The organism is Paenibacillus sp. VTT E-133280 (genome assembly GCF_002264385.1).
Classification (GTDB): Bacteria; Bacillota; Bacilli; order Paenibacillales; family Paenibacillaceae; genus Paenibacillus_AQ; species Paenibacillus_AQ nitricinens.
On sequence record NZ_NFUX01000007.1, the window covers coordinates 63,627 to 80,935 of the forward strand.

Here is a 17,309-nt window from a genome sequence, read left to right on the forward strand (position 1 = left end):
GTCGAAAGAATATGAATAGCCTTTGAGATACACGTGACCTTCTGACAAGTCAAACAAAAAACTTTATTTTTTAAATCGTTCATAATCTTCTCCTCTCGCTTAAGTTGTTTAGCGAAAACCGTTATCGTTTTTTCCAAGAAGATAGCCGAAAGGTTGTTTCAAGCAAGGTCGAAACTTCCATATACTCCTGTAGTCGAAACGAACGGGTAACCATATCAAGCAGCTCATTGTTTCATCTTAAAGAGGATCTCTATAAGCAAAAAAACCAATTTTTCTCCCCTGATATAAAATGTTTTGTTCTGGAATGTGTAGTTGTTTCGCCTTTTCCAAAGCAAATACGACGCTCTCGCAATAACCCGTACAGTATCCAAATTCTTGACGAATGCCGGTCGTTTGCTTCAAAAGAATGATCGAGAACCCCTCTCCCTTTTGCTGAATATGAATTTGACTCATTTCATACACTTCCGATCTGACCCTTGCTGTTCAATGAGTCCTGGTATCAAGTATGTCAATCACGCTCATTAATTGGTTGTTAAACATGTTTTTGGTCATGAAGAGCAGATCACATATAAGAGGATCTTGCACCGAATAGACGACGCGAGTTCCAACCTTCATTCCTATTACGAGATGCTTCGCTTTTAAAATACCTAAATGTTGGGAAACCGCAGAACCTTGACTTTGTAAACGCGTTTGAAGCTCATTGACACCTTTCGGTCCTTCACATAATAACTCCAAAATCTGCAATCGCAGCGGATGAGCCATGACCTTAAAAACATCTACTCTGTACTGCTGAAGTGCAAGTTGCATTCCCATTCACCTCATTTCGTCTTTGGGGCGACTCCGAGTGAGAATAGGTTAGGTCCTTGATGGATCTGGCTTCAAGCTGGTGATTACTTCTTTTTGAGACTCCTTGTTTGATAACGCCGCGCATTCACGGAAAGCGAAATGTTTACAACCTAGACATTTATTCAAATCCAGTTGCAATAGCGCGAAGTTAAGTGCCTCACCGGTATGTCCAAAAAAATGTTCAGCCCCAATCAGCGTATACAACCCTGTTCTCTTCAATACATCCAAAGGCTGAGCTTGAATTCCGGATACAAGAATAATCCCGCCAAACTTCTCGAAATGTTTCACCAAACTGGACAGATTCGATTCACCTGTCGTATCCATAAAAGGTACTTTTCCCATGCGCAGCAGCAATACTTTCGGCCTAAGATGAATCGTATCCATAATGGACTTTTCAAACATGTTCGCGGCGCCGAAAAAGAGAGGGCCTTCGATGGTATAGATCCCGATTTGTGGACAATCGTGGCCTTCGGTTACCATGTGGGCTTTCACTTTTTCATGTTTAGCTGTTGGGTCAGGCAATACCTTGGAAACCAGTAAGCCATCACTCATTCGTTTCACAAACAGAATTACGGCCAAGATTAATCCGACTTCAACGGCAGTCGTTAAATTTGTAAAGACCGTAAGCAAAAAGGTAATGAGAAGGACAACGGAATCGCTCGTTTTGGTTTTTAAGACGTGAGCGAATTCTTTTCGTTCGCTCATGTTCCAAGCAACCAGCATCAGAATCGGTGCCATACTAGCAAGTGGGATCTCCGATGCATAAGGTGCAAACAAAATGAGCACCAGCAATACAACAATGCCATGTATAATACCCGACAGAGGTGAGACCGCACCGTTTTTGATATTGGTTGCTGTTCGTGCAATGGCTCCTGTCGCTGGAATGCCTCCAAAGAGAGGGGTTACCATATTGGCGACACCTTGCCCAATCAGCTCACGATTGCTGTTATGACGACTGCCGGTCATGCCGTCGGCAACAACCGCCGATAATAAAGATTCGATGCCGCCCAACATGGCAATAATAAAGGCGGGGCGAATCAAGTTTTCAATGCGATCCCAGGTTAGATCAGGGAAATGAAAATGGGGTAGGGTGCTTGGAATAGCTCCAAATGACGATCCAATCGTTGCAACTTCCCCTTTAAAAAATACGGTCGCCACTATAGTGGATACGACGAGCCCTACCAAGGAACCAGGGACCTTCGGTAGAAACTTCGGCGTTAGGAGGATGACAGCCAAGCAAACCACCGCTGTGATAACACTGTAGAGATTTGTAGTTGTGAGACGCATTACAATTTCCTTCATATTTGGTAGAAAATTCTCATGCTTCTCGATACCGCTCAAACCTAAAAAGTTGGCAATTTGTCCGCTGAAGATTATGACGGCAATTCCAGCGGTAAATCCGATGGTTACAGGGCGAGGAATAAATTTTATCAATGCACCGAGTTTAAATAGCCCCATGAGAACGAGAATAATTCCCGCCAAAAATCCCGCAAGCAATAAATTTTCGTATCCATATTCCATGACAATTGCGAAAAGGATCGGAATAAATGCACCGGTCGGTCCGCCAATTTGAAATTTAGAACCTCCGAACAAGGAAATACAGATACCGGCAACGATGGTGGTATAAATTCCATATTCCGGTTTTACACCAGCCGCAATAGCAAACGCCATCCCTAATGGAATGGCGATAATGCCAACAATGAGGCCTGAAATGAGATCCTTGCGGAATGCGGCTGCATGGTATCCTTCAAATCTTCCCATCCATTTCATCTGAACTACCTTCTCTTCTTCATATATTTGATTATTTGAATATATGTGAAATGTTACTCCTGTCATCGAATAATGTCAATCGTAATAATCTCGTGTCGCTTCGCATGTTTCCGGCTGCAAAACGAAAAAACAAGGTGATCCTTGATGTTGCTCATGGATACCCTTGTTTTTCAGTTTAAGATTCATTTCGAATGACCTCAAGTAATGAAATGGCATCAACGAGATGATTATCAAAGATCTGCTTTGTGACTGCGAGCAGGTCTTTAATCAGCGGGTCACGTAACGAATAAATGACAGAAGTACCATCTTTTAAGCCCGTCACCACATTTTTATTTCGCAATACTGCCAACTGCTGAGAAACGGCTGAACCTTCTGAGCCTAAAATACTCTGTATCTCATTTACGTTTTTATCTCCTTCACTCAGAACCTCCAGGATTCGAATCCGCATGGGATGCGCCAGCGCCTTAAAAAAATCGGCTTTAAACTGTTGGATATTTTGATTCATGGCTAACGCCTCCTTAATCACTATACTTTTGAATATATGAATATCATAACACAACTTCACCCAAAAACATTCTGGAAAGAAGGGCATACCGGAGCATGGATTGTGATTTGGTTGCAACTCCTATATAATACACACTATATTCAAATATCTGATTATTTGATTAAAAGAACATAAGGAGTGGGTACGAATGCCGGACTCTACGAGTAATAACTCATCACATCAAGATTCGTCATCCTCTCACGAATTGACTACACCTTTCATGCAGGTAAGCAGACAAACCGTCATAACAATGGGGATTCATGCGTTACATGAGATTGGGTCCAATTCCATTTGTAACGTTTGTATCGCCAATGGAGGTTCCTGTTGTCAAGGGTGTCGACATCTTGTCAAAGGTATTGGATGCCAAAAACGAAATACAAGTTGTACGGCATGGTTATGCGGGTTTTTAAAGTTCTTTTTGTATGAAACTGGTCTACTACGAGAATGGAATGACTTTTGGGAGCAAGTCCCGGGACAAGATTACCGTGAGGACTTTACGCCAGAGGTCTTTTATGTGACAAAGTCGTTATACCTTCCGGATCTTCGCAATTTGAGTGAGGCTCTTGCTACTGATCTTCATGAACTGGCTAAATCTCACATTGCGATCGGGTTTATCCTAACCCTACGGGAAAAAATCGATAAACAGATTGATCAACTCCACAAGTGTCAGCATAATCGGAAAAGGAAAACCAAAATAAAACGGAATATAAAAATGTTATCCAGTCCTTTCCACCGTTTTCAAAAAGAACTTCATGAATATCGACAAAAATTTCCGATTTCGTAGCAATTTCAATAAGGATGAAGGGTGGGAATATTGGTGTTTCATTCGCGTATTACAGCCATTGGAACGTATGTACCCCAACGAAAACTGACAAATGATGATTTGGAAAAGATGGTGGATACCAGTCATGAATGGATCGTACAGCGGACAGGCATTCATGAACGACGTATTGCTGAGCGAGACGAATTTACCAGCGATCTCTGTATAAGTGCAGTCAGGAATCTCGTCTCTCGGTATAACAAGACAATCGAGGATGTGGATTTTATTATTGTTTGCACCACTACACCAGATTTTCCTTTTCCTACAGTATCCTGCTTAATTGAAGCCCATTTTCAAATTCAAAACGCTGGTGCGATTGATATTAGTGCCGCTTGTGCTGGATTTACTTATGGACTTATCATGGCTCATGGCTTGATTGCTTCTGGATTGCATAGGAAGGTTCTGGTCATTGCCGGTGAAACGCTGTCCAAAATTACAGATTATTCGGATCGTACAACCTGCGTCTTGTTTGGCGATGCCGCCGGTGCCGTTCTCGTGGAAAGAGATGACCAGTTTGAGGGATTCGTCAGTCATCATGTTGGCTCCGATGGCACAGGTGGGGTCCATATTTATCGGACAGGGCTTGCCAATAGACTCGGCGAGCAAAAGTTGTGCGACAACAATTGCATTGTCCAAAACGGAAGGGAAGTATTCCGTTGGGTGATGCGAACAATACCCAATTCGATTCATCAATTGATGAACAAAAGCAGTCAGACAATAAACGATGTGGACTGGTTTATTCCCCATAGCGCGAATTTGCGACTGATTGAGCCGCTTTGTGAGAAACTGGAGTTCCCTATAGAAAGTACGTTGCATAGTCTAACTCACTTCGGTAATACATCGTCTTCAACGATCCCCCTTTCACTCGATTTAGGGATTCGGAGTGGGAAAATCCGTGCGGGAGATAAAGCCTTACTGTATGGGTTTGGGGCTGGGCTCGTGCATGCGGGCGTCCTCGTAAGGTTACAGCTTGATCCTGTCGTTAACGAACCTCTTCCATTATAAATAACGATTATATGTAGCGGTGGCACCTTATGAAGGTGCCTCTTTGTTTTAGTGGGAATAAATCTTGCGAAGGGAGGGAACAGATAAGTTAAATATTCAAAAATTCAAATATTTATTGGAGGCCGTTGTTGTGTCATTAAAGAAGTCCCGCAGCCTGCTCTGTTTGGTTGTATGGATGTGTTTGCTGTCCAGCACAGGATGTCGTTCATTGAACCAGCCTGCTTTCAGCGAAAAGATAAAGCAGGAAATGAATCCTGTGCAAGCGATTCGTCTGTTGGAAGAAGGAAATCAACGATTTGTTACGGGGCATTTAGCAGAAAAACATGTCATTCGAAATCGGAGGCAGCTTATCTCCGAACAAAAACCGGTCGCTGTCATCATAAGCTGCTCCGATTCACGAGTAGCACCGGAAATTGTGTTCGATCAATCACTGGGGGATCTCTTTGTGATTCGCGTTGCTGGAAATATCGTGAATGATGATGTCATAGGAAGTGTCCAATATGCAGTGGATCATTTACACGTTCCGATTGTGTTAGTTTTAGGGCATGAGAACTGCGGCGCGGTTATTGAGGCATTACAAAGAAGGAGGCATCCAGCTTATTTACAATCCATTGTTAATAAGATTGAACCGGCTGCTGAAAAGGCGATATCCGCTGGCATATCCGAAAAAGACATCATTGACCGGGCTGTAATTGAAAATGTCAAAATGGTTGAGGATGAACTACTTGAATACCCGGCATTAAACGAGAAGTTGGTAAATGGCGGTTTAAAAATAGTCGGTGGCGAGTACCATATGGAGTCCGGGAAGGTAACTTGGCTTAGATAAAAAGGTGATACATATTCACTAAATAAAACGAAAAACAGTGGACATAGATTATAACATATTTCTAAAGAACACCTGAGCCTCAAGCATAGTTATCGGAAACTGTGGAATAGTAATCCAATATGAAAACAGCTGTGAATTGTAAAAACAGGGGGGGAACCATACGATGAATACATTGGAGTGGAGTCGGGGGTTAACTGAAATGACCCTGGCTTTTCATATATTATTCGCTACAGTAGGTGTTGGGATTCCCATTTTCATTTCGATTGCGGAGTTGATGGGGATACGCAAGAAAGACCCTCATTATACACTAATGGCAAGGCGATGGACAAGAGGGTTTGTCATTACGGTTGCCGTAGGTGTCGTAACAGGCACATGCATCGGGCTTCAACTTAGTTTACTATGGCCCGAATTTATGAGACTGGCAGGGAACGTGATCAGCTTGCCTCTCTTTTTGGAGACATTTGCCTTTTTTTTCGAGGCAATATTTCTCGGCATCTATTTGTACACATGGAACCGATTCAAAAATCCGTATCTGCATTGGCTATTGACTATTCCCATTGTCATTGGCTCTTCCGCCTCAGCGTTATTTATTACAATGGTGAATGCGTTTATGAATACACCACAGGGTTTTACAGTTGACAACGGAAACTTTTTGCATATCGATCCGATGGAGGCGATGTTCAATCCGGCCATGCCCTCCAAAGTTGCTCATGTTTTGTCTTCCGCTTATTTGACTGCCGCTTTCTTGCTTGCGATGCTTGCGGCCTTTTCCATGCTAAGGGGACGAAAAAATGTCTATTATAAAAAATCGATCCGTCTAAATATGATAACAGGTCTCATTCTGGCTGTCGCGACCATTTGGATCGGAGATGGGTCCGCCAAATTTCTGGCTAAGGTACAGCCCGAAAAGTTGGCTGCCGCTGAATGGCATTTCGAAACCGGAAATCGGGTTTCTTTGATTGTAGGAGGTCATTTGAACCCGGACACGTTGGAAGTAACCGGTGCAATTGAAATCCCATGGGGGCTCAGCTTTCTCGCCACAGGCGATCCGAATGGAACCGTAGTGGGGTTGAACGATTTTCCAAGATCGGAATGGCCGCCGCTATATGTCCATTATTTGTTCGATTCGATGGTCGGCATCGGCTTTTATTTACTTGCTATTCCTGTTCTGTTCCTGACTATCAACAAAATAAAGCGCTGGAATGCCTATAATCGATGGCTCCTGACCGGGATTGTTGCAGGAGGGCCATTATCCCTTCTTGCCATTGAACTGGGATGGTTTTATGCCGAGGTGGGAAGACAACCCTGGATTATCAGAGGATATATGAAAGTTTCAGATGCGGTCACAACAAATCCCAACGTTGGTGTTACGTTTTGGCTTTTTGCCGCACTGTATGCGCTTCTCGGCGTCATTTGCTTATTCGTCCTTGGTCGATTGTTCCGAAACAAGCCTGCGGAAATGGAACTAGAGGAAAGGCGTATTATTTTGTAGAGGAGCATGGAGATGTCGTTGGAGCAGCTTGGAATTACGGTGCTTTGGGTGTTTTTGTACGGGTATTTGATCGTTGCTTCGATTGATTTCGGCGCTGGTTTTTATGCTTATTACGGCAGAGTCATCGGAATCGAGTCCGTTATTGGGCCGCTGATTTCCCGATATTTGTCTCCCGTCTGGGAAGTAACGAATGTGTTTCTGGTCTTTTTCTTCGTAGGTATTGTCGGTTTTTTTCCGGACACTGCTTACTACTATGGTACCGCTTTGTTAATCCCCGGAAGTATTGCGCTAATCTTGCTTGCGGTCCGAGGATCCTTCTACGCATTTACGAATTACGGGGCAAGAAAAAACAATCTTTACTTACTTGCTTACGGATCCACGGGATTACTGATTCCGGCTGCGCTGTCAACAGTTTTCACCATATCGGAAGGAGGTTTTTTGTCTTTTGAAGGCCACTCCGTCCACTTGTTGATGGAGGAGTTGTTTTTTAGTACCTATTCCTGGGCGGTGGTTCTGCTAGCCATTTCAAGCGTTCTATTTATAAGTTCTTCTTTCCTTACTTATTACGCGGCGCGTGCTGAAGATCGAAAGGCGCTGGAATGGCTTCGCCGGTTTGCACTCTGGGGAGGCATTCCGACCATCATCTCCAGCTTATTTACGTTTATGGCGTTGCGAAATCATAACCGAGACCATTTCCTAAACACATTGGATGTGTGGTGGATGTTTGGCTTGTCTTTTATTTGTTTTGCGATTGCGGTGTGGTTCATCTGGCGCAGGCATCGATATGGATGGGCGTTTATCTTGGTTATGGCCCAGTTCGCCTTTGCCTTTTTCGGTTACGGACAGTCACATCTCCCGTATCTTCTCTATCCCATCTTGACATTAACCGGCGGCGTGACCAATCCAGTGATGGGGCGTGCACTGGTTGCAGCATTCACGGCGGGGCTGCTGTTGTTGATACCGGCATTGATATTGCTGTTACGCTTGTTTTTATTCAATGCAGACTATGTAAAGGGGAAAATAAGATGAATCTTTTTGATCGACAAGACAAATGGCTCATGTGGTTATGTTTTGGAATTGCCTTTTTGCTTTTCTTATCGTCGGTTCGATATTTATTTTAACCGGCAAATATATAGGTTTGGCACTTTTTTTGTGCATTGTGCATAGAGCTCAGTTCCCTGCACGTCATGGGGCGATACGTCCGCTCAGCGATGCCACTCTCATCTTAAAGACAAGAGCACCGGGTTTTCCCTGTAACCATCGAAATACTCCTTTATAAGCAAGAAATTTCGCTTTGATTGTCATCCATAGTCATATGGGACTGCCGCTAGACATCAAGCTGGCTTCCCTGGTTTCAAGCATCTATATTTTGCTCAGTGCGCACAGCCATGACTGAATCAAGCGGCCAATTCGCAAGAACAGGCCTTCATTATTCAATCAGGGCCAGCGTTTCATTCGTCGGCCGAATCGATCGAATCGGGTCGACTCATCACCTTCGAGCATCGGCTGGTGCCCGTACTGGATACAGCACTCCTATGCTGCCATGGAAGCTGACAATTAAGGATTTGTATTGCATCATTCCCACCAACCCTGAGCTGTTTACAATGGAGCTCGAAGGCAGTGACTTGCTGCCCCCCTGCCCGTATCCATTGTGTGTAGAGAAAAATGAGCTTCCTCCGTCGATCGGGGAAGCTCATTTTTCAATCAATTGACCAGACTAGCCTTCCTGCTTTGAAGTTCATTCATACTTACTTTACCCCGTTTAGCGCTTTGTAATTGGCTAACGGCAGCTTTCACTTCGAAGACGTATACCGATCCAACAAGGCGAAGGCCCGCCGTCCCAGCCTTTTCTGTTCATCTAACTCAAGCGTTCAGTAGCAGTTGTATGGATGTGGTTCAGATGCTCTTATCAACACAAGCAGTCAAACGCTTCTCGATGTCGGAAGCAATGTTCATCAAGGCCTCATTCTCCACAAGTCCAATGAGAGCCGTTGGCTTCGGCATGCCGATCTTGGTCCTTTCATTCTCCACATACACAGCCAGTTTGCAGGGAAGGAAGTATCCGACCAACGCATTTTCGGACAAAACCCGCCTGGCCTCCACTGGGTTGCAGACCTCGAGAATCTGATACGGCATGTCGAATTCGACGCCTTTCTCGTTCAGCTTCGCCTTCATATCCAGTTGCCATAGGACGCCGAACTTCTCCGCCTTCAAATTTTCCGTCAGTGCTTCAACCGCCTGCTCAGGTGTTTTGGTAGTTTCAACTGTATAATGGAACATCGTTTACAACTCCCTTTACATCATTTCTGTACGACCAGAACGTAATGTGCGCCGGTGGGGTGATCCGTTTCCAGTATGGTAAAACCGGCTTGCTCAAACGAGTGTGTCAACTCCTCGGAGCCTATTCGATGGTGCAGCGGCGGCCCTTGATCCGTCTCCTGCTTTTCCCACTCTAGGCATGCACATCGGCCGCCTCTGCGAAGGACCCGGTGAATCTCAGACAAAGCCTGTTGAAGCGGCTCCGCTTCATGCAGGACCAGGGACGCGATGACACGATCCACCGACTCTTCCTCCAGAGGAATCTGCTCAAGCCGGCCTTCGATGGTCTGAATATTTTTTATCTGCTTCTGTTTCGCCTTGCTGCGAATAACCTCCAGCATCATGGGCTCGATATCCAAGGCAAGTATGGTCCCACTTGTTCGCTCTGAAACAGGGATGGAAAAATACCCCGTGCCAGCTCCAAGATCCAGAATAGTTGCTGACTCGTTCTCATTCAGGGCCAGCTTCTCTAGCAAAGATTCCGGGGGAAGAACAGCCTTACGTTCGGGACTGTCGAGTTTAGCCATATTTTCAGGATTAAAGCGACGCTCGTGCATGGGATTGTCCTCCATTCATTCACTAAAATACTTTAACCGTTTTTATCCTTGCCCTAAACCACGCTCACCACTCGTTTACTTGCTTGCCAGTTTACCTTTCCAAGCCCCGATGCCACCTTGCAGATGGGCGATCTCCTTATGGCCGTTCTTCAACAATATTTTTGCCGCACTTTTACTACGCATACCGCTGCGGCAATAGAGCAGCACGTCACGATCCTGGGGAATCTCGGAAAGCCTTCGGGACAATTGCGAAAGAGGAATATTCTTCGCATCGGCAATATATCCGCCTTTATATTCATTCGGTTCTCGGACATCGATCACCAGCGGTTTGCCGGGTTTGCCCATATGGCTCTTAAATTCCTCTGCGTTAAGGTTTCGGAGTCCTTTGGCCGGTTTAAAGCGCGAATATGCAAACCACACGACTAGCACAAGGATTCCGATATTAATGATTGTACCTGTGTCCAAAGATTCCACATCCTTTCGTATTCACTTGTTTGCCTGTCGGCTGAAAAAAATCCCCCTGCGCGGCACACAACTGCCGGAAGCCGCGCTTATGCAGGATGCGGGCTGCTTTATTACTCTGATAGCAACTTGAGGACAAAATAATGACGGAGTCGTCGTTAGAGAGCTCTTTATGCCACACATAAGGCAGACGTCCGAGCGATATATTGATCGAGCCGGGAACATGCCCATGCAGATAGTCCGATGCATCCCTGACATCGAGTATTTTCACACTTGACTGATTTCGTGCTTTCTCCAATTCATGACAGGGCACATATTGGAAAGAAGGAACGGGCCAAAAGCCGCGCAGGACCCACAGGATCACGGCTCCGGCAAGAATATACAAGAGTGTTATCATATGAAGTCCTTTCTACAGTACTGCGACAGCTGAATAATGACACAGCTGCCGCAGACCATGGTTATTAGAGAGGCAAAACCTCATACAAGCTTTTCTGTCCAGGCGTTCAATCCGCCGGTCATATTTACGACGTCGAAGCCCTTCTCGCTTAGCAATTCACACGCAAGACCGCTGCGATTGCCGCTACGGCAGATGACGATCGTCTCTTTCGACGGATCAAGTTCTTTTAGCCGCTCGGTGAGCTGTCCAAGTGGAATGTGCTTGGCGCCTGCGACATGGCCGGATGCCCATTCGTCGGGCTCCCGGACATCAAGCAGGTTCAGCTTCTCGCCATTCTTTAACCTTGCGGCCACTTCTTGCGGCGTTGTTGCTTTCGGAATTTTGAATGCCATGTTTTTCACTCCCTCAGATTGTTAGTTGTTGTATTAGCGGCTCTTAACCAGAAGCTCCACAGCTTCTTTGACCATCTTTCCTGTATCGTTACCGGCAGCATGTTCCGCCATGATGCATTGCTGCAAATTTTCTGCAACGATCTGCGCGATAGCCTTGTCCGATGCGTTGCGAACGGCGGACAACTGTGCCACAACTTCCTTGCAGCTCTTTCCTTCCTCCATCAAACGCAGCACCCCGCGGACTTGTCCTTCGATTCTGCGCAGCCGGGTTTTGATTTCGTCCGTGTATTCGTAGTTCATGTCCAACAACTCCTTATACGAGTATGGGTATAGTATAAAGGAAAAAATTATAAGTTCATATACGCTTGTTCAAATGAATAAGTTTACCTTTCCGTTCGCGGCGTCACCCAGATATGCGGCTACTCCTGCATACTCCAGACCATCGATCAATTCTTCCTGTTTCAGACCGAGCAAGTCCATCGTCATCGTACAAGCGACTAACTTAACGCCTTGTTCTTGAGCCAGTTCAACCAGCTCGGGCAACGACAATGCTTTGTGCTTTTTCATCACATGCTTGATCATCTGGGGCCCGAGGCCGCCGAAGTTCATTTTTGACAAACCCAGCTTCTTCGCGCCGCGCGGCATCATCCATCCGAAAGCTTTTTCAAGAAGGCCTTTGTTTGTCTTTATCGGTTCGTCCCGGCGAAGCGCGTTTAATCCCCAGAACGTGAAGAAGATTGTCACCTCGTGATCATAAGCCGCCGCTCCATTCGCAATAATAAACGCCGCGATTGCTTTATCCAAATCGCCGCTGAAGAGCACGATTGTCGTTTTATCTTTTTCCAATTCCAACGTCACATACCTTCTCTCTCATAATATTTACTCATACCCCTATAGGTATATTAACGGACAATAATAAAGAATGCAACCCTTCTGCCGCGGCAAATGTTTGCAGATACGATTAATGCATTCACAAAATGGACGACCACACTTTAATGGCCGTAAGTGCGATCAGGACGACCAAACCATATCGAAGCACCTTTACATTGATTTTCGAACTGATCATCGTGCCGATCGGTGCTCCGATCAAACTGCCGATGACGGTATATACCGTCGCCCACAGAGGGATATCCCCGCCCGTGATTTTTCCGATGACGCCTCCAACGGCCGAAATAAAAACGATCGCGAGCGAGGATGCAATCGTTGTGCGCGTGGGAATTTTGAGCACGGTGAGCATAATGGGAATTAAGATAAACGCGCCGCCGGCCCCTACGATTCCAGAAACGATACCTACTACAAATGCCGCAGTAATGGCGATGATTTTGTTGAAACGGAGGTCATCCGTATCTTGTTGTGTCCCCCTGTTGGGTATTAGCATTAGCACGACCGCCAGTACCGCAAGGATGCCGTAAATCAGGTTGATGACATCTCCGTTCAACATACCCGAAACAAAGCCGCCGACCAGGCTGCCGACGAGGATGCTGCTCCCCATATAAAGGACCAACTGTTTATTGACGACGCCCGTTCCGCCCTTTTTGCTTTTTTTCCGGAACGCGATAACACCAGCAAGTGAAGCGAAAAAGACCTGAAACATGCTGATGGAGGAAACTTCGTGGGCTGTAAAGTGTGCCGCACCGAAAAGGGATGGAATATACAGTAGGAGGGGATAATTAATAATTGCGCCACCAATACCAAGCAACCCTGAAAAGAAAGAGCCGACCAGACCGATGAGCACCATGACAATGAGCAGTAAGAAATCCATGACACCCTCCTGTCGTAAAGTTTTCTCTAATGCGTGACATCAAGTTGAATACAGGTTATAATTAAAACCAAGTAAACTTATAAGAAATAAGGTGATCCGATTGCTTCAACATTTAAAAAGCTTTTTCGAAGATAAATGCCCGGTGTGCAATCAAAGACTGCAAGCGAAAATCGATATGGCTTGCAGCACGAAAACTTGCCCCCATGGCCATTATACCGAAGAAAGTTACTGTTCCCTTGGCATCACTATCGTATATGACGAGGCGAAATAAGCGGGCCCTTCCGGGTCCCGCTTTTTTTATACTTTGCGAACGTAAAATTTATAAACGCCGTCTTCTTCGACGTGCTGAATGAGTTCGTGTTTCGTCTGTTTAACCCAGGCTTGAAAATCATTGACGGAGCCTTTGTCTGTAGACAGGACCTCCATAACTTGACCTTGTTGCAGACTATCCAAGGCTTTCTTCGCCTTAACGATCGGCATCGGGCAGGCCATACCTTTCGTATCTACCGTGATATCTGTATTCACTTTGATGTCCTCCTTTATTTATCATGAACCGCACAGCGGTTCGGACCAATTTCCATCTCGCGTTGCTCGTCTTCGTTCGGTGTAATCTTACCCATATTCGTTTGTCGAATCTCCTGATAGGCGTTCGGTTGAGGCGGCAAATTCACGGTTACCGTCCGCCGGAACGTCTCCTCGTCTTTAATGTTCAAGCCCGGATTGTCGCGGTAGAGATCTGACAATCGGGCCATGACGCGGCCGCCATCTCCAAGCTCCGTCACTTTGCCGAAGTGGGCAGGCAGTACGATCAAATCCTGAGCCAAGCCTTTGTAACGGTTGTACAAGGTGTTGCGAAGATCGCCGACCCAGTCCTCTGCTTTGCCGGCCAAGTCCGGGCGGCCGATCGATTCGATGAACAGGATGTCGCCCGTAAGCAGATATTGATCATCCACGATAAACGACGTGCTTCCGATGGTGTGACCCGGCGAGTATATAGGTTGAATTTTGATCTTGATATTCCCTACCGAGATCTCACGACCTTCTTCCAGTTTCTCATATTGGAACGTTACTTCTGTCGCGTCCTTGGGCGGCAGCCAGTACGTTGCACCTGTTTGCTCCGCCAATTTGCGCCCGCCGGAAATGTGGTCCGCGTGCAAGTGCGTGTCCAGCGTATGTTTAATGGCCGCTCCCTGTTCCTCAGCGAAGCGTTCGAATACATCCGTCATTCGGAGCGTATCGATTACAGCTGCTTCACCGCTGGAAATGACCATGTAGGAAAGACAGCCTTTTCCGATCCGCACGAACTGGTACAGGGAGCCCCCGTCTTTCAAATCTCCGATTTTCACCGGCTCCAAATGCTCGCTCCAAGATTTCATGCCGCCTTCCAGATAAGAGACGTTAGTTCTTCCTGCTCCAACCAATTGTTCTGCCACGAATTTGGACGAACCTTCCTTGGCGCATACCACAAGCAAAGGTTTGTCGCTTGGAATTTGGTCTAGCACTGGATCCACGCCGTCAAGCAAATCAAAATACGGAATGTTGATAATCTCGACGCTCTCTCCTTCCACTTTCCAATCGTCGAAGTCACTTTGATTGCGCACGTCGAGAATGAAGAGTTCTTTTTTGTTCAGAACGATTTTCGTCAGTTCTCCCGCTGTCATCGGGCGGAGTCCGGTTGCAGTAGTCAATGTTGATTCCCCCTTTGATGAATTAGAACGTCAAGGACACGTTTGCGTCCTTCGCGAAATCCAGGAATGTGACGGCGCCGCCGACTTCGATTCCTTCAATGAAATCCTCTTTCTTTAAGTTCATGACGTCCATCGTCATTTGGCAGGCGATGATTTTCACGCCCATTTCCTGCGCCATATTCACCAGTTCCGGGATGGAAGGAATGTTGGCGTTCTTGAAGCCTTCCGCAAAATATTCTTTGCCTGCCGGCAGCGGAAGCTGGTGATGGACCTGCTTGTGAATCAGGTTCAGTCCTTCGAAGGTGAAAAAGATGGCTACCTCCGCGTCGGTTGCTGCAGATGCCGTCGCGATGTTGAAAACCTTATAGGCATCGAACATTCCACCATTGCTTGCGATAATCGCTACTTTCGTGCTCATTTTAAACGACCTCCTTGGTCCATGATTAGATTTGAAAGTTCTTTTCTATCGGTCCGGACCACCCAGACATGCCGGGCTCCACGTTTTTTACGTTCTTGAAACCCTTCTCGGACAGCAGCTGGCAAGCCAGATCACTGCGTGTGCCGGTACGGCATACAACATGAATATCATCTTCGGTATTCAGCTCGCCTAGGCGCTCTTCCAGTTCCCCAAGCGGAATGGAGACGGCGCCAGGAATCCGGTTAAACGCATATTCGGCAGGCTCGCGAACATCGAGAACGGTTACGCTGCCCAGCTTTTTCTCCAGCTCATCATTGGTCACGGTGTGAGGATATTTTTTCTCTTCCTTGATCTCATCCGCGCTCGATTTACGGATAAAGTGCTTAAGCACATCGCCATTCTGAATCGTGCCCAAATAGTGATGGCCGGTATTCTTGGCCCAGCCCTGAATGTCCGCCAGTGAACCTTTATCGGTTGCCTGAACCTCGATGACCTGCCCGGAATGCAACTGATCCATCGCTTTCTTGGTTTTGACGATAGGCATGGGACAGGCCAAACCTTTGCAATCGAGCGTCTGATCTGCTTTGATTTCTGAATGTGCAGTCAAATCGTAACCCTCCTATATTGGTGTTTTGCCGGGGCTTACATATCCTGTACGAGTTTACCCTACGGATTCACATAATATAATTACTCATACCCCTATAGGTATATTACATCCTAAAGAAAGGCATTGTCAACAGGGGAGAATAGTTAACTTCAGGGTTATGACTGTGAGTCCCCGCTGACTATCCACTTTATATTTACACTCTTGATCCCATATGGCGCTAAGGTATGTTCCAATACAATCTTCATCTTTTCCTGATCCAATTCTGCTTCCGAAGGATGAACTAGAATCGTCACCTCGCCAATCCCTTGTTCAAAATGCACCCCTTCCAGAGCAGAAGACGGCGGAAACGGGTTATCATATTTATCAATACGAGTATTTAACAGTTGCCCAATAGCTGTAATTCGAGGTGCCTTAATGGACGTTTTATTCACATAGAAAGTCTCGACTGGCACTGCCATACCGTTCTGATATAAATAAATAACATAGGTTTCTGTAATTTCCTGGTTCTCAGGAAGATCGTCTGATGACCGCAACGATTTGTTATTGACTTGTCCGATGATTCGGAGCGTTTCCTCTGTCTCTTTGAAGCCCTCGAACCGATATAACTCTTGGTTGCTTGCGTCTACAAGAAGCGTAGTCGGATTTGTCTTGATCCGGTAATGGTTCGCGAGGTCGGGATGAACATCCACATGTACGACTTCATAAGAAAGTTCATCCTGACATATTTGAACTTCGCGAAGCACATTGTTCATAGATCTGCCTAATGGGCACGCCGACAACGTAAACAACATCATTTTTTTAACGGGCAAATTCATGTTGAACACCTCTTTTCCATTATTTGATTTTGGAAACAGCTTCTTTCATGGTGTCATAATTGATAGCTCCTTGATATTTCTCGCGAATAACTCCGCTGGAGTCTAACAGATACGTAGTTGGATACGCGACGACCTGATACGTCTGCATGACCGTCCCTTCCGAATCTAATAAGATAGGAAATGTCAAACCATAATCCTTAACAAATGACATAACGTTGTTCGTTTTCTCCTCCGTCGGTGTTAAATTAACCCCTAAAATAACGACGTCTTGTTGCTTATAGTCCTCATAAAACCGCTGCATATGGGGCATCTCTACTCTGCAAGGCGGACACCAGGTTGCCCAGAAATTAATAAGTACTGTTTTTCCTTTATAATCGGATAGCTTGACAGGATTGCCTTGCAAATCATTCAAGGTAAAATCCGGCGCCTGTTGTCCCTTTTGAATGCCCACTTTAATATTCTGGCCTGCGGATTCCCTGACAGAAGTCCCTTCAGACGATTTTTTTTCATAATAATCATAAGCCCCATAAGCAACAAGCATAACGAGGGCAATGATGGCAATCACACTTTTCTTCATCTCTATTGATCC

General features: G+C 45.9%; 24 protein-coding genes. 6 read left to right on the forward strand and 18 right to left on the reverse strand.

The window, feature by feature from the left end:
- Positions 1 to 237 precede the first annotated feature (237 nt).
- The 4 genes from CA600_RS05095 to CA600_RS05110 all read right to left on the reverse strand — a co-directional run bounded on the left by CA600_RS05095 (position 238) and on the right by CA600_RS05110 (position 3,121).
- Positions 238 to 453, reverse strand: coding sequence for a hypothetical protein (locus CA600_RS05095; RefSeq protein WP_049868164.1), 216 nt, complete (start codon positions 451 to 453; stop codon positions 238 to 240).
- A gap of 30 nt (positions 454 to 483) precedes the next feature.
- Positions 484 to 807 carry an ArsR/SmtB family transcription factor gene (locus CA600_RS05100; RefSeq protein WP_049868165.1) on the reverse strand — a complete coding sequence of 108 codons (324 nt, stop codon included), beginning with the start codon at positions 805 to 807 and terminating at the stop codon, positions 484 to 486.
- Positions 808 to 855: 48 nt separating this feature from the next.
- Positions 856 to 2,616 carry a SulP family inorganic anion transporter gene (locus tag CA600_RS05105; RefSeq protein WP_049868166.1) on the reverse strand — a complete coding sequence of 587 codons (1,761 nt, stop codon included), beginning with the start codon at positions 2,614 to 2,616 and terminating at the stop codon, positions 856 to 858.
- A gap of 175 nt (positions 2,617 to 2,791) precedes the next feature.
- A complete protein-coding gene (locus CA600_RS05110; RefSeq protein ID WP_036684721.1) occupies positions 2,792 to 3,121 on the reverse strand; it encodes an ArsR/SmtB family transcription factor in 330 nt (109 codons plus the stop codon).
- A 308-nt stretch (positions 3,122 to 3,429) separates the two neighbouring features.
- Between CA600_RS05110 and CA600_RS31130 the strand changes: the two genes are divergently transcribed.
- The 6 genes from CA600_RS31130 (at position 3,430) to CA600_RS30820 (ending at position 9,015) form a co-directional block, all read left to right on the forward strand.
- Entirely contained in the window at positions 3,430 to 3,570 is a 141-nt protein-coding gene (locus CA600_RS31130) for a hypothetical protein (RefSeq protein WP_179281537.1), read from the forward strand.
- Between the two features lie 404 nt (positions 3,571 to 3,974).
- Positions 3,975 to 4,985, forward strand: a complete 1,011-nt coding sequence (locus CA600_RS05120; protein WP_084781437.1) for a ketoacyl-ACP synthase III — start codon at positions 3,975 to 3,977, stop codon at positions 4,983 to 4,985.
- A 130-nt stretch (positions 4,986 to 5,115) separates the two neighbouring features.
- Entirely contained in the window at positions 5,116 to 5,811 is a 696-nt protein-coding gene (locus tag CA600_RS05125) for a carbonic anhydrase (RefSeq protein ID WP_084781440.1), read from the forward strand.
- A 163-nt stretch (positions 5,812 to 5,974) separates the two neighbouring features.
- Positions 5,975 to 7,303: a cytochrome ubiquinol oxidase subunit I gene (locus tag CA600_RS05130; RefSeq protein WP_049868171.1), complete on the forward strand. Its 1,329-nt coding sequence runs from the start codon at positions 5,975 to 5,977 to the stop codon at positions 7,301 to 7,303.
- Between the two features lie 12 nt (positions 7,304 to 7,315).
- Complete coding sequence (locus tag CA600_RS05135) at positions 7,316 to 8,332, forward strand: cytochrome d ubiquinol oxidase subunit II (protein WP_049868173.1); 1,017 nt, start codon at positions 7,316 to 7,318, stop codon at positions 8,330 to 8,332.
- Positions 8,333 to 8,691: 359 nt separating this feature from the next.
- The gene (locus CA600_RS30820; RefSeq protein WP_143812100.1) at positions 8,692 to 9,015 is read left to right on the forward strand and encodes a hypothetical protein; all 324 of its coding nucleotides are present in this window, start codon (positions 8,692 to 8,694) and stop codon (positions 9,013 to 9,015) included.
- Between the two features lie 184 nt (positions 9,016 to 9,199).
- Here CA600_RS30820 and CA600_RS05140 read toward each other — a convergent pair whose 3' ends face one another.
- The 14 genes from CA600_RS05140 to CA600_RS05205 all read right to left on the reverse strand — a co-directional run bounded on the left by CA600_RS05140 (position 9,200) and on the right by CA600_RS05205 (position 17,297).
- Positions 9,200 to 9,583: a DUF302 domain-containing protein gene (locus CA600_RS05140; RefSeq protein WP_049868174.1), complete on the reverse strand. Its 384-nt coding sequence runs from the start codon at positions 9,581 to 9,583 to the stop codon at positions 9,200 to 9,202.
- Positions 9,584 to 9,603: 20 nt separating this feature from the next.
- Positions 9,604 to 10,179 carry a class I SAM-dependent methyltransferase gene (locus CA600_RS05145; RefSeq protein ID WP_049868175.1) on the reverse strand — a complete coding sequence of 192 codons (576 nt, stop codon included), beginning with the start codon at positions 10,177 to 10,179 and terminating at the stop codon, positions 9,604 to 9,606.
- 75 nt (positions 10,180 to 10,254) lie between these two features.
- Complete coding sequence (locus CA600_RS05150; RefSeq protein WP_310735628.1) at positions 10,255 to 10,653, reverse strand: rhodanese-like domain-containing protein; 399 nt, start codon at positions 10,651 to 10,653, stop codon at positions 10,255 to 10,257.
- Positions 10,622 to 11,038 (reverse strand): rhodanese-like domain-containing protein, encoded by a 417-nt coding sequence (locus CA600_RS05155; protein WP_084781442.1) that lies wholly within the window; start codon positions 11,036 to 11,038, stop codon positions 10,622 to 10,624. The genes CA600_RS05150 and CA600_RS05155 overlap by 32 nt, the downstream gene beginning before the upstream one ends.
- A gap of 80 nt (positions 11,039 to 11,118) precedes the next feature.
- A complete protein-coding gene (locus CA600_RS05160) occupies positions 11,119 to 11,430 on the reverse strand; it encodes a rhodanese-like domain-containing protein (protein ID WP_049868177.1) in 312 nt (103 codons plus the stop codon).
- A 33-nt stretch (positions 11,431 to 11,463) separates the two neighbouring features.
- The gene (locus CA600_RS05165) at positions 11,464 to 11,730 is read right to left on the reverse strand and encodes a metal-sensitive transcriptional regulator (RefSeq protein WP_049868178.1); all 267 of its coding nucleotides are present in this window, start codon (positions 11,728 to 11,730) and stop codon (positions 11,464 to 11,466) included.
- 69 nt (positions 11,731 to 11,799) lie between these two features.
- Positions 11,800 to 12,276, reverse strand: a complete 477-nt coding sequence (locus CA600_RS05170) for a DsrE/DsrF/DrsH-like family protein (RefSeq protein ID WP_372490924.1) — start codon at positions 12,274 to 12,276, stop codon at positions 11,800 to 11,802.
- 124 nt (positions 12,277 to 12,400) lie between these two features.
- A complete protein-coding gene (locus tag CA600_RS05175; RefSeq protein WP_049868180.1) occupies positions 12,401 to 13,192 on the reverse strand; it encodes a sulfite exporter TauE/SafE family protein in 792 nt (263 codons plus the stop codon).
- 297 nt (positions 13,193 to 13,489) lie between these two features.
- Positions 13,490 to 13,717 (reverse strand): sulfurtransferase TusA family protein, encoded by a 228-nt coding sequence (locus CA600_RS05180; protein WP_084781444.1) that lies wholly within the window; start codon positions 13,715 to 13,717, stop codon positions 13,490 to 13,492.
- 14 nt (positions 13,718 to 13,731) lie between these two features.
- Complete coding sequence (locus CA600_RS05185; RefSeq protein WP_049869724.1) at positions 13,732 to 14,853, reverse strand: MBL fold metallo-hydrolase; 1,122 nt, start codon at positions 14,851 to 14,853, stop codon at positions 13,732 to 13,734.
- Between the two features lie 49 nt (positions 14,854 to 14,902).
- Positions 14,903 to 15,298, reverse strand: a complete 396-nt coding sequence (locus CA600_RS05190; protein ID WP_049868181.1) for a DsrE/DsrF/DrsH-like family protein — start codon at positions 15,296 to 15,298, stop codon at positions 14,903 to 14,905.
- Positions 15,299 to 15,323: 25 nt separating this feature from the next.
- Positions 15,324 to 15,905, reverse strand: coding sequence for a sulfurtransferase TusA family protein (locus CA600_RS05195; RefSeq protein WP_084781446.1), 582 nt, complete (start codon positions 15,903 to 15,905; stop codon positions 15,324 to 15,326).
- A gap of 155 nt (positions 15,906 to 16,060) precedes the next feature.
- Positions 16,061 to 16,720, reverse strand: coding sequence for a hypothetical protein (locus CA600_RS05200; RefSeq protein ID WP_049868182.1), 660 nt, complete (start codon positions 16,718 to 16,720; stop codon positions 16,061 to 16,063).
- Between the two features lie 19 nt (positions 16,721 to 16,739).
- Positions 16,740 to 17,297, reverse strand: coding sequence for a TlpA disulfide reductase family protein (locus tag CA600_RS05205; protein WP_049868183.1), 558 nt, complete (start codon positions 17,295 to 17,297; stop codon positions 16,740 to 16,742).
- Positions 17,298 to 17,309 lie beyond the last annotated feature (12 nt).

Coding starts and splice junctions, on each gene's coding strand:
- CA600_RS05095 (WP_049868164.1), bottom strand. CDS start 453: ATGAGTCAAATTCATATTCAGCAAAAGGGAGAGGGGTTCTCGATCATT.
- CA600_RS05100 (WP_049868165.1), bottom strand. CDS start 807: ATGCAACTTGCACTTCAGCAGTACAGAGTAGATGTTTTTAAGGTCATG.
- CA600_RS05105 (WP_049868166.1), bottom strand. CDS start 2,616: ATGAAATGGATGGGAAGATTTGAAGGATACCATGCAGCCGCATTCCGC.
- CA600_RS05110 (WP_036684721.1), bottom strand. CDS start 3,121: ATGAATCAAAATATCCAACAGTTTAAAGCCGATTTTTTTAAGGCGCTG.
- CA600_RS31130 (WP_179281537.1), top strand. CDS start 3,430: ATGAGATTGGGTCCAATTCCATTTGTAACGTTTGTATCGCCAATGGAG.
- CA600_RS05130 (WP_049868171.1), top strand. CDS start 5,975: ATGAATACATTGGAGTGGAGTCGGGGGTTAACTGAAATGACCCTGGCT.
- CA600_RS05135 (WP_049868173.1), top strand. CDS start 7,316: ATGTCGTTGGAGCAGCTTGGAATTACGGTGCTTTGGGTGTTTTTGTAC.
- CA600_RS30820 (WP_143812100.1), top strand. CDS start 8,692: ATGACTGAATCAAGCGGCCAATTCGCAAGAACAGGCCTTCATTATTCA.
- CA600_RS05140 (WP_049868174.1), bottom strand. CDS start 9,583: ATGTTCCATTATACAGTTGAAACTACCAAAACACCTGAGCAGGCGGTT.
- CA600_RS05145 (WP_049868175.1), bottom strand. CDS start 10,179: ATGCACGAGCGTCGCTTTAATCCTGAAAATATGGCTAAACTCGACAGT.
- CA600_RS05155 (WP_084781442.1), bottom strand. CDS start 11,038: ATGATAACACTCTTGTATATTCTTGCCGGAGCCGTGATCCTGTGGGTC.
- CA600_RS05160 (WP_049868177.1), bottom strand. CDS start 11,430: ATGGCATTCAAAATTCCGAAAGCAACAACGCCGCAAGAAGTGGCCGCA.
- CA600_RS05165 (WP_049868178.1), bottom strand. CDS start 11,730: ATGAACTACGAATACACGGACGAAATCAAAACCCGGCTGCGCAGAATC.
- CA600_RS05175 (WP_049868180.1), bottom strand. CDS start 13,192: ATGGATTTCTTACTGCTCATTGTCATGGTGCTCATCGGTCTGGTCGGC.
- CA600_RS05185 (WP_049869724.1), bottom strand. CDS start 14,853: ATGACAGCGGGAGAACTGACGAAAATCGTTCTGAACAAAAAAGAACTC.
- CA600_RS05190 (WP_049868181.1), bottom strand. CDS start 15,298: ATGAGCACGAAAGTAGCGATTATCGCAAGCAATGGTGGAATGTTCGAT.
- CA600_RS05200 (WP_049868182.1), bottom strand. CDS start 16,720: ATGAATTTGCCCGTTAAAAAAATGATGTTGTTTACGTTGTCGGCGTGC.
- CA600_RS05205 (WP_049868183.1), bottom strand. CDS start 17,297: ATGAAGAAAAGTGTGATTGCCATCATTGCCCTCGTTATGCTTGTTGCT.